We start from the raw sequence: 12,775 nt of genomic DNA, 5'->3' as shown, positions 1-12,775 counted from the left end.
AAATGTACAAATTGCTGGGGCCGCTTTGCGGCCTTTTCGCGACACAAGGCCGCTCCTACAGGGTCGGTGCCTGCAGGAAACACCTCACTCAGCCTTCTTCTCTGCCTGCTTCAACTCCGTGATCCGCTGGTCAATCAGCTGGCACTTGTCGGGCAAGTCCTTGCTCGCCGTCCCCAGGTCCATTCCCTGAAGTTCGTCATTCATCTCCTTGGCTTTTTGCGGGTTCTGCTCGGTCAACTGAGTAACCAGCCCGGCCAGCTCTTCACGTTTCTGCGTTGCTTCTTCCGGTGTGCAGGCCCAGGCGGGCAGGGCGCAGCACAAGGCGGTGGCGCAGGCAATCGGTAGCAGCGGTTTCATCCTTTCTACCTCCGGCGGTGGTGATGCCTGGTGGAGGCACGTGCAGGGCGGTTGGTTCAGTGCCTGCGACCGGTGGCTATACCCCTGGGTATATTTACCGCAGTCGCCCTCGGCTCTAATTTGAATCCACAAACATAACAACCGAGGAACAGACCCATGGATCGATTGAAAGGCAAGGTGGCACTGATTACCGGCGGTGCAGGCGGTTGCGGCCTGGCTGCGTCGGAGCTGTTCGCCGCCGAGGGTGCCAAGGTGGTGATCCTCGACTTGCCGACCAGCCAAGGCGAAGCCGTGGCGGCGCGTATCAATGCCGAGGGCGGCCAGGCGCTGTTCGTCGCCGCCGATGTGTCCCAGGCCGACCAGGTTCACCGCGCGGTCAGTCAGGCCCAGGCGCACTTCGGCCCGGTCACCGTGCTGATGAACCACGCAGGCATCATTGCCGCCGGCCCGTTCCTGGAAACCAGCGAGGCCGACTGGGACCGGTTGATGAGCGTCAACGTGAAAAGCATGTTCCTGGTTACCAAGGCCGTCTTGCCAGGCATGCTCGCTGCCGGCGGCGGCAGCGTGATTTGCACCTCGTCGATTTCGGCAGTGGTCGGCACGCCGATGGAGGTGCTGTATTGCACCACCAAGGGTGCCTGCCACATGTTCGCCCGCGCCCTGGCCGTGGAATACCGCGACCAGAACATCCGCAGCAACGCTATCTGCCCGGGCTTCATCGGCACCGCCCATGGCCGCCGCGAACTCGACCTGCTGCGCGGTTACGGTGTGGACGCCTCTGACGAAGCGATCAAGACCATGCAAGGGCGCCTGTGCGATCCGAGCGAAGTGGCCAACGCTGCGTTGTTCCTGGCCAGTGACGAGTCGAGCTTCGTCAGCGGCTCGCACCTGTTCGTCGACAACGCCTACACCGCCATGTAATGCCCGGCCGGCAGTGCGCTGCTGGCTACCCACAACAAAAACAGCTGCACCCTTCAATTCTGCCCCCAAGCCAATTCCAACAAGATAGAGGCAGCAGATGGAAAACATAGGCACTTACGTCATCTACGTGATCATGGTGTGCGCCGTGATCGGCGCGATTGCATCGATCGTCAATGCGGAATCCGAGCTGGCCAAGGAATTCACCGCCGGCTTGCACAGCATTGGCCCGATCTTCATCCCGGTAGCCGGGATCATGGCCGCCATCCCGTTCATTTCCAGCTTCATCAGCCACGTCATCGGCCCGTTGTTCCTGGCCATGGGCGCCGACGCCGGCATCGCCGGGCCGATCTTCATCGCTTCGGATCTCGGTGGTTATCAACTGGCCCAGGCGCTGTCGCACAGCCCCGAAGGCTGGATCCTTGGTCTGATCACCGGCTTCCAGTGCGGCTCGACGGTAATCTTCGTAATCCCGGTGGGCCTGGCCATGCTCAACAAGGCTGACCACAAGTACATGGCCCTGGGCATCATGGCGGGTTTGCTGAGCATTCCGATCAGTATCGTGTTCATCGCCATGGGCATGCAGGCCATGGGGCTGGGCGTGCGCCCGGACATCGCCACGGCAGGCGCCGCAACCCAGGCCTTGCACTTCACCTTGCCAACCCTACTGCGCAACCTGTCGCCGCTGATCCTGTTCTGCGCGGCGTTGGCAGCGGCACTGCGTTACTTCCCCAACCTGATGGTCAGCCTGTTCCTCAAGCTCGGCCAGCTGATGTATGCGGCGGTGACCCTGGTGCTGGTGGCCTCGATCGTCGAGTACTTCACCGGTGCGTTCACTTCGCTGTTCGGTGGCTGGGGCTTTGCGCCGATCATCGCCGACAAGGCCGACCAGTTCCGCGCTCTGGAGATCGCCGGATATGTGGGCATCATGCTCTGCGGTGCATTCCCGATGGTCTACCTGATCAAGCGATTCCTGTCGCGGCCGATCGAGAAAGTGGCCTCGAAGCTGGGCCTGTCACCGGTGGGTGCCGCCGGCATCCTCGCCGCCTCGGCCAACATCCTGGCGATGTTCCGCCTGGTGGCCGACATGCCGCCGAAGGACAAGGTGCTGGTTATCGCTTTCGCTGTCTGTGCGGCCTTTACCTTCGGTGACCACCTGGCCTACTCGGCCAACTTCCAGCCGACGCTGATCGGGCCGCTGATCATCGGCAAGCTCGCCGGTGGCCTGCTGGGCATGGGGCTGGCTTATTGGCTGGCGGTGCCCAAGGCGCTGGAACTGAGCCGCCAGGAAGAAGCGAGCGAAGTGCTTCCAGCCAGCCCAGCGTTGCACTGACAGGGTCAGTCATCGTTCAATGCCGCTCGGGCTTTCATAGCCGGGCGGCATTCGCGTGTTCCTCCCATTCCGCACAGGCCACTGCAATGAACAGCGACAACGCCGACCGCCTGGGCGCGGTCATCCGGAGCATCGGTAGCGACGCCCTGGGCTCGGCCCTCGACGCCGCGCTCAAGGGCGTGATCGATTTCGACATGAGCTGCGCCTACCTGTTTCGCTTCAACCAGCCGGCGCTGCTGATTCATGACGGCTACAACCAGCGGGTCGCCGAACGTACGCTGAAAGCCTACCTGCGCGGCGGTTATCTGCTCGACCCGTTCTACGTCGCCTGTACCAATAACCACCCGGCTGGCGTGTGGCGCATGCGCGAACTGGCCCCGGACAGCTTCTTCGCCTCGGGCTTTTCCATCTCTCATGACATCCACCCCTGCGTCTCGTCGCATCACGGCAGCCTGATCGAGGAGATCGGTTTCATCGTGCCGGTAAGGCCACGAACTGCCTTGGTGTATTCGTTGATGCGGGGCCTGGATAAAGGCGCATTCGAGGCCGAGGAAGCGCAGCGGCTGGCAGCGCTGACGCCAGTCATCGATGCCATTTTCAGCCAGCACCTGCACCTGGCACATGCCGATGACCTGGCCGACCCGCAGGAGTCGGATAGCCAACTGGAAGATGCCTTCGTCGATATCCTCCAGGGCCAGCTGACCGAAACCCAGCGGCATGTGGCCAAGCTGATCCTGCAAGGGCACAGCAGCCAGTCAATCTCCCGCGAGCTGGGGATCTCCGAAGGGACGGTGAAGGTGCACCGGCACAATATCTGGCAACGGCTGGGTATCGCCGGTAATGCGGAGCTGTTTCGGTTGTTTATCAACTATCTGGTCAAGCAGTAACCTGAGCCGTGCCAGCCGACTGGGCATGCTGCTTCTGTTCCGGCTTGTAGGCCTTTTCCCAAAGCCTTCTGATGCTATTGAAGGACGAGCGATCGCCCTCTAGCCTTGGCCTGAATCAGGAGGTATCGTATGTACAGATGTAAATACGGAGCGCCCCATGTTCTTTGAGTGGGACGATACGAAGAACGAGATCAACATCCGCAAGCACGGCATCGATTTCAGTGATGTTCCGGACATGTTCAATCACCCGATGCTGATACGCCGCGATGACAATCCACATCATGACGAAGAGCGCTGGGTGAGCCTGGGCTGGCTAAAGTGCCTGATAGGCGTGGTCGTATACACAGAGAGGCAGGGTAACGTCATTCGGATCATCTCTGCGCGTAAAGCCACCAGACGGGAGGCCAAACATTATGACCAAAGCATCGAAAACTGACTGGGGCCGCTTGTCTCGGCAGGACGATGAAGCTATCGATACGTCGGATATCCCCGAACTGGATGACAATTTTTTCAGTCAGGCCGAGCTGCGGGTTCCAGCGAAGCAGACGGTGACCATTCGCCTGGATTCCGATGTCCTCGCGTGGTTCAAAGAGCAGGGCAGCGGCTACCAGACCCGGATTAACCAGTTGCTGCGCCAGTATATGCACGCACAGCAACGCCAGCGCTGATATCGTTCGGAACACTCGGTACCCCCGACCGGTCCCAACCTGTGTACCCCTTCCGTCCACAGCTGGAGCCAAATCACTATGAGCATCACCTACGACTGGGACCTGATCGAACGTTTGCTGCACGAGGTGCAGAATGGCGGCGGTCACAGCTTCACGCCACGCCCCTATGCCGAGCAGCACGCTGCAGCACTGGCCGCCAAGGGTGAGCCGGTGGGTGACCTGGACCACTTGAAAACCCGTGCCTGCGAGTATGAAAAGCTGTTGTTCGAGCGCGGCTTTATCGAAAGCCGGCCTGAAGAGGACGGCGGCAACGGCGAGAACTTCGTGTTGACCGAGCGCGGTTCGCGGCTGATGAGCCTGATCGACAGCAGCATCCCTGGCTTCGAGCACCCGCGCCAGGTGCTGGACGAGCAGGAGGATGCGCTGGACGAAACCACCTTCGAACAGGTGTCGGCGAAAGCGCAGATCGCTTGAGGTCGTTTTGAGGCTGGCAAGGGTGGCCATGGAAACCCGATAATCGGTAGTTCCTGAATGCTGCCGAGCGCTAGCCCATGACCACGATCACCCCAGAGGCCCGCCCATGAGCGCGGTCCGCAAGAACCCTGATGCCTTTGCCTTCCAGGTGATGCTGGGGCTGTGCCTGATCTGGGGCTGCCAGCAGGTGCTGATCAAGACTGCCGCCGTCGATATCGCCCCGGTGATGCAGGCGGCTCTGCGCAATGGCATCGCCGCCGTGCTAGTGGGCTTGATGCTGTGCTGGCGCGGTGGCTGGGAGCAGGTCGGCAACACCTGGCGCGCCGGGCTGGTGGCGGGCGGGCTGTTCGGCATCGAGTTCTTGTTCATTGCCGAGGGCCTGAAGTTGACCTCGGCGGCGCATATGTCGGTGTTTCTCTATACGGCGCCAGTATTCACCGCATTGGGGCTGCATTTCCGGTTACCCAGTGAACGCTTGCGGCTGCTGCAATGGCTGGGGATTCTGCTGGCTTTCGGCGGTATTGCCATGGCCTTTGCCGGTGGCATGTCATTCGAACACATGGATGGCCGCACCCTGTTGGGCGATGCCTTTGGCGTGATCGCCGGGCTGGCCTGGGGCGCGACCACGGTAGTGGTGCGCTGCTCGCGGCTGTCGGAAGCGCCAGCGACCTTGACCCTGTTCTATCAGCTGGCGGTCGGTTTTGCCGGGCTGCTGTTGATTGCCCTGCTCAGCGGGCAGATCGGTGCGGTATCGCTGACGCCGCTGGCGATGGGCAGCGTGCTGTTTCAGGGGATTGTGGTGTCGTTTGTCAGTTACCTGACCTGGTTCTGGTTGCTGCGCAAGTATCTGGCCTCGAACCTGGCGGTGTTTTCCTTTATCACCCCGCTGTTCGGGGTGACCTTTGGCGTGTTGCTGCTGGATGAGCCACTGAGCGTGAACTTCGTGGTTGGGGCGTTGATGGTGTTGCTGGGGGTGATCCTGGTGAGTGCCGAGCCCTGGGTGAAGAAGCAACTGCGCAAGTTTGTGGGGTAATGTTTAGCCTGTGCCGGCCTCTTCGCGGGTAAACCCGCTCCTACAACGGGGGCGCAGACCTCGAAATCTGCGCTGCCCGTTGTAGGAGCGGGTTCACCCGCGAAGAGGCCAGAACAGACAATCGAGATTCAGGATGTAACCCTGGCCTGACAGGCACCAACCTGCTGTGACCCACTGGCAATCAGCACCAGCCCCCCAGCCACCCCCAAACCACCCGCCGCCAGCATCAGCGCCGGTTGCAGACCGCCGCTGTAATGGCTGCTGACCGCCGCCAGCAACGGCCCGCTCAACTGCCCCAAGGCAAAGCACGCGGTCAGCAGCCCGGCATTGCGCTGCGTGGCATGTGGCGCCAGCTCTCGCGAGCGCTGCATCACCAGTTGCATACAGGCCAGGAATGGCCCGCCGCACAGCACCACGCCCAATGCCAGCCCGACACCCCCGCCCATCAGGCAGGCCAGCACACCCAGCCCTTGCAGCCACAGGGTAGCGGTCAGCCAGGTCGAAGTGCGGCCGTTGCGGCGTAGGCTCACCAGCAGCACCCCCAGCGCCGCCGCCAAGCCAAACGCCGGCCAGAACAGGTCGGCCAGCCACTGCCCGCGAAACTGCTGGTTGGCCATCTGCGACAGGAAGGTGGCCGGCAGGATATAGCCCACACCGTACAGCGCATACACCAGCCCCAGGCGGCCAATGCCGACACTGCGGGTAGGGCCCTGATGCGGTGTAGACGGCGCTGGCGCGGCTTGCAGTGCCTGTGGCAGCCAAGGGCGCACCGCCATCAGCATGACCAGCGCGGCCACAGCATAGATCAGCCACAGTGCAGCCGAGCCCAGCCCCAGCAGGTGCGCCAGCAGTGCCAACAAACCGGTCACGGCAATACCTAGCCCAGGCCCGGCGAATACCAAGGCACCCAGGCGCTGGCGATGGTGCGCATTGGCCACCTGCTGGCTGAGGCTGGTGATCATCACCAGCACCCAGGCACTGGCCACACCGGTGCCAAAGCGCAGCAGCAGGTGGCTCCATAACCCGTCTGCGGCCCAAGAGGCCAGGGTCAGCAGCACGCACAGCCACAACCCACCGTGTAGGCGCAGGCGCACCTGGCCTGGCGAGCGGGCGAACATGGCGTCCACCGCGCCCACGAAATAACCCAGGTAATTGGCCGCCGCCACCAGCCCGGCGACCGTCAGGTCGAACTGGCCTTCGGCGATCAGTTGCGGCAGTTGCGGGGTGAGGGCGAAACGGCCAATGCCCATGGCCATCATCAGCGCCACAGCGCTGGCCAGCAATTGGATGAGTGGCGACATGACAAGTCTCCTGCGCGGATGTAAGCGATGTCTGGCAGGTTAAGGCGGTTTCTTTTTCAATAAAATTGAATAATGATGATCAAGTTGTTCTGTTTTGGAGAATGCTGTGGAATTCAGCCAGCTGCGTATCTTCCAGGCCGTGGCCGAGGAGGGTTCTATTACCCGTGCCGCCGAGCGCCTGCATCGGGTGCCGTCAAACCTGTCGACGCGGCTGCGCCAGCTTGAGGAGCAACTGGGCGTGGAATTGTTCCTGCGCGAACGCCAACGCCTGCAACTGTCGCCGGCGGGCAAAGTGCTGCTGGACTACGCCAACCGCATGTCGACCCTGCGTGACGAGGCACTGGCGGCTGTGCGAGGCGGCCAGCCAGCCGGGGACTTCGTGCTGGGGACCATGTACAGCACGGCCGCGACCCACCTGCCGGCGTTGCTGGCGCGTTATCACCAGGCTTACCCGGCAGTAAACCTTCAAGTGCGTGCCGCGCCCAGCGGCGAGCTGCTCGAAGGCCTGCTCAACCACAGCCTGGACGCCGCCCTGGTGGATGGCCCGCTGAACCTCGCCGGGCTGGATGGTGTGCCGCTGTGCGATGAGCAGCTGGTGCTGATCACCAGCCCCGAGCACCCGATAGTGCACAGCGCCAAGGACGTGGTGGGCAAGGCGGTGTTTACCTTCCGCCAGGGCTGTTCGTATCGTATGCGCCTGGAGGCCTGGTATGCCCATGCCCATACGCCGATGGGCCGGGTGATGGAGATCGAGTCGTACCAGAGCATGCTGGCTTGCGTGATCGCCGGCGCGGGCGTGGCGATGATGGCCCGGTCGATGCTCGACAGCCTGCCTGGGCGCGACCGGGTCAGGGTGAACCCGCTGCAGGCGCCGTTCGATCAGGCGGTCACCTGGCTGATGTGGCGCCAGGGCATGCGTGGGGCGAATTTGCAGGCGTGGATCGACCTGCAACAAAGCGAAACGATTAACCAGTCGTCGGAATACGCCGTTACGGCTTGATCCGGGTCAAAATGGCCCTTATCTGTAAGATCAGAGGCATGCGTAGTACAGGACATCGGGCTATGATCTGTATGAAACATCGCAGGATTGATTTGCCGTGAGGCTGACCCGTCAAGGGGGCATTATGAATAAACCACTGTCCAACTGGCTCCACGACCTGGCGGTCGCCTTGGGGCTGATTCCACCACCCTTGCAGCCGGTGCCGATCCCGACTGATGAAGAGCAGCGCAAGCGCCAACCGCGTCGTCGCTGATAAAGAAAAAGGCCGCTGCACCTGGGTGGGTGCAGCGGCCTTTTTGTGTCTGCCAGTTGTGTGTTGCCTGTACCGGCCTTTTCGCGGGTAAACCCGCTCCTACAGGGATACCACAGGTCTTGAAATCTGTGGGTTCCTGTGGGAGCGGGTTCACCCGCGAAGAGGCCGGTACAGGCGGCCGAGATCTATCAGGCCAGCTTCACCGCCGCCACCGATTTACGCGACACCAGGCTCACCACCACAAAGCTCACCAGGCCAATCGCCAGGCTGTAATAGATCGGCGTGTTCGCCTCCAGCCCGTCCTTGAACATGAACAGCAGCGCGGTGGCAAAGCCCAGCGACATGCTGGCGATTGCGCCGGCGGTGGTCGCACGTTTCCAGAAGATCGCCCCGATCAGCGGGATCAGCATGCCGCCAACCAGCAGGTTGTAGGCGAGGGTCAGGGCGTTGATCACATCGTTCACCACCAGCGCGATACCCAGCACCACCAGGCCGGTGAGCAGGGTGAACAGGCGGCTCATGCCCAGGCTCGACTGCTTGCCGCCACGCAGCTTGGGCAGCAGGTCTTCGGTTACGGTGGTCGAGGCAGCCAGCAGGCCGGCGCTGGCGGTGGACATCATCGCCGCCAGGGCCGCTGCCATCAGCAGGCCACGAATGCCATCGGGCAGGGTGGTCTTGATCATCTCGGCAAAGGCATTGTTCGGGTTGGCCAGGTCGGGCATCAGCACGTGTGCCGCCATGCCGATCGCGGCGCAGGCCAGGCCGTACAGCACGCAGTACACACCCGCGGTGGTACCGGCACGCTGGCAAACCTTCTCGTCACGGGCAGTGAACACCCGCTGCCAGATATCCTGGCCAATCAGGATGCCGAAGAAGTAGATCAGGAAGTAGGTGATGATGGTGTCCCAGCCAATGGTGGTCAGCTGGAAGCTGGCCGCCGGCAGCTTGGCCACCAGGGTGTCCCAGCCACCGGCCTTGTACAGGCATACCGGCAGCAGGATGAACATCAGGCCGACGGTCTTGATCACGAACTGGACGATGTCGGTCAGGGTCAGCGACCACATGCCGCCAATGGTCGAGTACAGCACCACCACGCCGCCGCCGAGCATCAGCGAAGCCCAGAACGGCAGGTCCAGCAGTACCTGCAATACGGTGGCCATGGCCAGGGTCGAGGTCACGCCGATCATCAGCGCGTAAGCCAGCATGATCACGGCGCTGGCCTGGCGTGCGGTCGGGTTGTAGCGCTGCTCCAGCACCTGTGTCACGGTGAAGATGCGCAGGCGCAGCAATGGCTTGGCCAGGAACAGGTTGATGGCGATGATGCCCAGGCCCAGCGCTGCGCACAGCCAGAAGCCGGAGATGCCGTGGACGTAGCCCAGGCGCACGGTGCCGACAGTGGAAGCGCCCCCGAGCACGGTGGTGGCCATGGTGCCCATGTACAAGACCGGGCCAAGGTTGCGCCCGGCCACCAGGTAGTCTTCATGGGTTTTCGCGCGCCGCATGCCATACCAGCCAAGCCCGAGCATGCCGGCGGTATAGATCATTACAACAATGATGTCCAAGGCCATTGGGGGTCTCCCGATTATCTTTATTATGGCGAGATCGACCACTCGGGCGGGTTCACGGCGCCCGGCGGTCTTGTCGTGTGTTGGCGGGCCTCTATGGCCCTCCCTCATGGCTCCTGCCGGGGTAAAGCGGTATTAGCGACGCACCACGCCAGGCAGCACGCAGAGCATCTCGAACAGCAGGTTGGCACCGAGCAGCGAGGTGTTGCCGGTGGTGTCGTAAGGCGGGGAGACTTCGACGAGGTCACAGCCGATCAGGTCCAGACCGTGGCAGCCGCGAATGATCTCCATCGCCTGGATGGTGGTCAAGCCGCCGATTTCCGGGGTGCCGGTACCTGGCGCCCAGGCTGGGTCGATGCCGTCGATGTCGAACGACAGGTACACCGGGCCACCGCCGACCTTTTCCCGCACTTCGGCCATCAGCGGCTCAAGCGACTTGTGCCAGCACTCTTCGGCCTGTACCACGCGGAACCCCTGGCGGCGGCTCCAGTTGAAGTCGTCGGCGGTGTAGCCCTGGGCGCGCAGGCCAATCTGCACCACGCGGTCGCAATCGAGCAGGCCTTCTTCCACGGCGCGGCGGAAGGTGGTGCCGTGGGCGATCTTCTCGCCGAACATGTGGTCGTTGACGTCGGCGTGGGCGTCGATATGCACCAGGCCGATCTTGCCATGCTTCTTGTGCAGTGCACGCAGGATTGGCAGGGTGATGGTGTGGTCGCCACCCAGGGTCATCGGGATGACATTGTGCTCGACGATTTCGTCGTAGGCTTCTTCGATGATGCGTACGGCGTCCAGCAGGTTGAAGGTGTTGATCGCCACGTCACCGATGTCGGCCACCGACAGCGAGTCGAACGGGGCGGCACCGGTGGCCATGTTGTACGGGCGGATCATTACCGATTCGGCGCGGATCTGCCGCGGGCCAAAACGGGTACCGGAGCGTAGCGAGGTGCCGATGTCCAGCGGTACGCCGATAAAGGCAGCATCCAGGCCTTGGGCACTTTGCAGGTGGGGCAGACGGAGCATGGTGGCGATGCCGCCGAAACGCGGCATTTCGTTGCCGCCCAGTGGTTGGTGGAGAGTCTTGTCCACGGTGGGCCTCATCAGTCGGTCGATTGTTCTGTTTGTTCGAACCTGTGCCGCCGCGCGCCTTTCAACTGTGCTTTTGCCGGCGGGCAGGGACATTTCGGCCAAGTCTGCTCAAGGTAGTGCCGGGGAAGAATCGCTACCGACAAATACTTAGTTCAGGAATTTCTGAACTAAAGGCCGGCAGAGCGGTTAGACTGCGCGCACATACCGTTGCGGAACCGTTGCACCATGGCCTCGACCTTGCCCGACCTGAAACTGCTGCGTATCTTCGTCAGCGTGGTGCGCCACCAGGGCTTTGCCAACGCCCAGCGCGAGCTGAACCTGTCGACCTCGGCCATCAGCACCTACATGAGCCAGCTCGAAGGCGCCTTGGGTATCGTGCTGTGCCACCGTGGCCGTGGCGGTTTCAGCCTGACCAGCAAGGGTGAACTGTTCCACCAGGAGTCCTTGCGCCTGCTGGCCGAGCTGGACGGTTTCGAGCAGTATGCCGCCGCCCTCAAGGGCGAGTTGCGTGGCACCCTCAACCTTGGGGTGATCGACTCCACGGTCGGTGACCGAGCCTTGCCGTTGGCCGAGGCCATCGGCGCCTACAGCCAGGAGCACCCGGCGGTGCACCTGCACCTGTCGGTGTCCAGCCCTTACGAGTTGCAACTGGGCGTGCAGGACAACCGCCTGGACTTGGCCATTGGTGCGTTTTCCTCGCGCATGAGCGGCCTGCTGTACCAGCCGTTGTACCGTGAGCAGCACTGGCTGTACTGCAGCAGCCGCCACCCGCTGTATACCGAGCGGCGCATCCCCGAACAGGTGGTGACCCAGCAGCGCATGGTCGGGCGCGGCTACTGGAGCCAGGCCGAACTGGCCCGGCATGGCTTCAAGCACAGCGCGGCAACGGTAGAGAGCATGGAAGCGCAGCTGATCCTGATCCTCTCAGGGGCCTACATCGGCTACCTGCCCGAACACTATGCCCAGGCGTGGGTCGACAAGGGCGATTTGCGCGTGCTTTCGCCATCGACCTTCGGTTACCAGGCGCCGTTCTCGCTGATCATTCGCCGTGGGCGCAGCCGCGAGCCGCTGATCCAGACCTTCCGCGACTTGCTGAAAAGCCAGCTCAACGTGGGCTGATACCCGCCATGCCCGTGCATTCCGTCGGGATGCACTCAATTCCCGCAGGGCCCGACCGCTAACCTGTTAGCGCTCTGCTACACATCAACTTGCCCTGATGATTTCCCCTTTTATCCTGCAAGGATCGCCCAAGATGCGCATGAATTTGCCCGTCACTGAGCACGAAAGAACCTTCTCCAGCGACCAACGGTTGATTTCCACCACGGACCTCAACAGCCGTATCACCTATTGCAATGACGCCTTCGTGGCGATCAGCGGGTTCACCTACGACGAGCTGCTCGGCCAACCGCATAACCTGGTGCGCCACCCGGACATGCCGCCTGCGGTGTTTGGTCATATGTGGGAAACCATCAAGCAGGGCAAGCCGTGGATGGGCGTGGTCAAGAACCGTTCGAAGAACGGGGATTACTACTGGGTCAGTGCCTATGTCACGGCCATCTACGAGCAGGGCCGCATCAGTGGCTACGAGTCGGTGCGTTCGGTGCCTTCGCGCGAGCAGATCCGCCGTGCCGAGGCGTTGTACGCACGCTTGCGCGATGGTCGCGCGCCGGTGTCGTGGGCAGCTCGCCTGGGGCATGGGCTGGGCCACGGCTGGCCGCTGATCGGCGCCGGCCTGCTGTCGGCAGCGGCTTACCTTTGGTTGCCGCCCTTCGCAGCCCTCGGGGTGCTGATGGCCAGCTTGCTGCTGGCCTGGTACCTGGTCGAGCACCGGCAGAACCAGGCCATTCGCCGCACCCTCGCCGAGCACCCCAAGGCGTTTACCAGCCCGCTGGTGGCGCTG

The 12,775-nt window shown here is 62.5% G+C and carries 14 protein-coding genes and 1 pseudogene; 11 read left to right on the top strand and 4 right to left on the bottom strand.

The features are described from left to right. Positions 1–84: 84 nt before the first annotated feature. Positions 85–357 carry a hypothetical protein gene (locus tag ACIP1G_RS11825; RefSeq protein ID WP_400736868.1) on the bottom strand — a complete coding sequence of 91 codons (273 nt, stop codon included), beginning with the start codon at positions 355–357 and terminating at the stop codon, positions 85–87. Positions 358–513: 156 nt separating this feature from the next. Between ACIP1G_RS11825 and ACIP1G_RS11820 the strand changes: the two genes are divergently transcribed. From ACIP1G_RS11820 to ACIP1G_RS11790, 7 genes are all read left to right on the top strand, one after another. Further along, positions 514–1,278, top strand: a complete 765-nt coding sequence (locus ACIP1G_RS11820) for an SDR family NAD(P)-dependent oxidoreductase (RefSeq protein WP_400736865.1) — start codon at positions 514–516, stop codon at positions 1,276–1,278. Between the two features lie 97 nt (positions 1,279–1,375). Then, entirely contained in the window at positions 1,376–2,608 is a 1,233-nt protein-coding gene (eutH, locus tag ACIP1G_RS11815; RefSeq protein ID WP_400736862.1) for an ethanolamine utilization protein EutH, read from the top strand. A gap of 86 nt (positions 2,609–2,694) precedes the next feature. Then, entirely contained in the window at positions 2,695–3,495 is an 801-nt protein-coding gene (locus tag ACIP1G_RS11810) for a LuxR C-terminal-related transcriptional regulator (protein ID WP_400736859.1), read from the top strand. Between the two features lie 157 nt (positions 3,496–3,652). Further along, positions 3,653–3,931 (top strand): BrnT family toxin, encoded by a 279-nt coding sequence (locus ACIP1G_RS11805; protein ID WP_400736857.1) that lies wholly within the window; start codon positions 3,653–3,655, stop codon positions 3,929–3,931. Then, positions 3,909–4,163, top strand: a complete 255-nt coding sequence (locus ACIP1G_RS11800; RefSeq protein ID WP_400736854.1) for a BrnA antitoxin family protein — start codon at positions 3,909–3,911, stop codon at positions 4,161–4,163. The genes ACIP1G_RS11805 and ACIP1G_RS11800 overlap by 23 nt, the downstream gene beginning before the upstream one ends. Before the next feature lie 78 nt (positions 4,164–4,241). Continuing rightward, positions 4,242–4,637 (top strand): transcriptional regulator, encoded by a 396-nt coding sequence (locus ACIP1G_RS11795; RefSeq protein WP_400736852.1) that lies wholly within the window; start codon positions 4,242–4,244, stop codon positions 4,635–4,637. Positions 4,638–4,743: 106 nt separating this feature from the next. Then, positions 4,744–5,670 carry a DMT family transporter gene (locus ACIP1G_RS11790; RefSeq protein WP_400736849.1) on the top strand — a complete coding sequence of 309 codons (927 nt, stop codon included), beginning with the start codon at positions 4,744–4,746 and terminating at the stop codon, positions 5,668–5,670. A 128-nt stretch (positions 5,671–5,798) separates the two neighbouring features. Here the strand turns inward: ACIP1G_RS11790 and ACIP1G_RS11785 are convergent, their stop codons facing one another. After that, positions 5,799–6,971 (bottom strand): MFS transporter, encoded by a 1,173-nt coding sequence (locus ACIP1G_RS11785; protein WP_400736847.1) that lies wholly within the window; start codon positions 6,969–6,971, stop codon positions 5,799–5,801. Positions 6,972–7,077: 106 nt separating this feature from the next. Between ACIP1G_RS11785 and ACIP1G_RS11780 the strand changes: the two genes are divergently transcribed. Then, a complete protein-coding gene (locus ACIP1G_RS11780) occupies positions 7,078–7,971 on the top strand; it encodes a LysR substrate-binding domain-containing protein (protein WP_400736844.1) in 894 nt (297 codons plus the stop codon). Between the two features lie 124 nt (positions 7,972–8,095). Beyond that, the gene (locus tag ACIP1G_RS11775; RefSeq protein ID WP_009683677.1) at positions 8,096–8,224 is read left to right on the top strand and encodes a PA1414 family protein; all 129 of its coding nucleotides are present in this window, start codon (positions 8,096–8,098) and stop codon (positions 8,222–8,224) included. 188 nt (positions 8,225–8,412) lie between these two features. Here ACIP1G_RS11775 and ACIP1G_RS11770 read toward each other — a convergent pair whose 3' ends face one another. Together ACIP1G_RS11770 and speB are read right to left on the bottom strand one after the other, a co-directional pair. After that, positions 8,413–9,792 (bottom strand): sodium:solute symporter, encoded by a 1,380-nt coding sequence (locus tag ACIP1G_RS11770; RefSeq protein WP_400736841.1) that lies wholly within the window; start codon positions 9,790–9,792, stop codon positions 8,413–8,415. Positions 9,793–9,924: 132 nt separating this feature from the next. Next, the gene (speB, locus tag ACIP1G_RS11765) at positions 9,925–10,875 is read right to left on the bottom strand and encodes an agmatinase (protein ID WP_016498452.1); all 951 of its coding nucleotides are present in this window, start codon (positions 10,873–10,875) and stop codon (positions 9,925–9,927) included. Positions 10,876–11,100: 225 nt separating this feature from the next. On the opposite strand from speB, the gene ACIP1G_RS11760 reads away from it, so the two are divergent. Both ACIP1G_RS11760 and ACIP1G_RS11755 read left to right on the top strand, forming a co-directional pair. Further along, the gene (locus ACIP1G_RS11760) at positions 11,101–11,994 is read left to right on the top strand and encodes a LysR family transcriptional regulator (protein ID WP_400736838.1); all 894 of its coding nucleotides are present in this window, start codon (positions 11,101–11,103) and stop codon (positions 11,992–11,994) included. 133 nt (positions 11,995–12,127) lie between these two features. Beyond that, positions 12,128–12,551, top strand: a pseudogene (locus tag ACIP1G_RS11755) (PAS domain-containing protein); the annotation flags it as partial. Positions 12,552–12,775: the final 224 nt, after the last annotated feature.

This window comes from Pseudomonas sp. NPDC089392 (genome assembly GCF_044749595.1).
Classification (GTDB): Bacteria; Pseudomonadota; Gammaproteobacteria; order Pseudomonadales; family Pseudomonadaceae; genus Aquipseudomonas.
This window is presented reverse-complemented; position numbering and strand designations above follow the sequence as displayed.

Excerpts from the sequence above, each read along its gene's own strand:
- ACIP1G_RS11785 (WP_400736847.1), bottom strand. The coding sequence starts at position 6,971 with ATGTCGCCACTCATCCAATTGCTGGCCAGCGCTGTGGCGCTGATGATG.
- ACIP1G_RS11760 (WP_400736838.1), top strand. The coding sequence starts at position 11,101 with ATGGCCTCGACCTTGCCCGACCTGAAACTGCTGCGTATCTTCGTCAGC.
- ACIP1G_RS11775 (WP_009683677.1), top strand. The coding sequence starts at position 8,096 with ATGAATAAACCACTGTCCAACTGGCTCCACGACCTGGCGGTCGCCTTG.
- ACIP1G_RS11810 (WP_400736859.1), top strand. The coding sequence starts at position 2,695 with ATGAACAGCGACAACGCCGACCGCCTGGGCGCGGTCATCCGGAGCATC.
- ACIP1G_RS11805 (WP_400736857.1), top strand. The coding sequence starts at position 3,653 with ATGTTCTTTGAGTGGGACGATACGAAGAACGAGATCAACATCCGCAAG.
- ACIP1G_RS11790 (WP_400736849.1), top strand. The coding sequence starts at position 4,744 with ATGAGCGCGGTCCGCAAGAACCCTGATGCCTTTGCCTTCCAGGTGATG.
- ACIP1G_RS11770 (WP_400736841.1), bottom strand. The coding sequence starts at position 9,792 with ATGGCCTTGGACATCATTGTTGTAATGATCTATACCGCCGGCATGCTC.
- eutH (WP_400736862.1), top strand. The coding sequence starts at position 1,376 with ATGGAAAACATAGGCACTTACGTCATCTACGTGATCATGGTGTGCGCC.
- ACIP1G_RS11795 (WP_400736852.1), top strand. The coding sequence starts at position 4,242 with ATGAGCATCACCTACGACTGGGACCTGATCGAACGTTTGCTGCACGAG.
- ACIP1G_RS11820 (WP_400736865.1), top strand. The coding sequence starts at position 514 with ATGGATCGATTGAAAGGCAAGGTGGCACTGATTACCGGCGGTGCAGGC.
- ACIP1G_RS11800 (WP_400736854.1), top strand. The coding sequence starts at position 3,909 with ATGACCAAAGCATCGAAAACTGACTGGGGCCGCTTGTCTCGGCAGGAC.
- ACIP1G_RS11825 (WP_400736868.1), bottom strand. The coding sequence starts at position 357 with ATGAAACCGCTGCTACCGATTGCCTGCGCCACCGCCTTGTGCTGCGCC.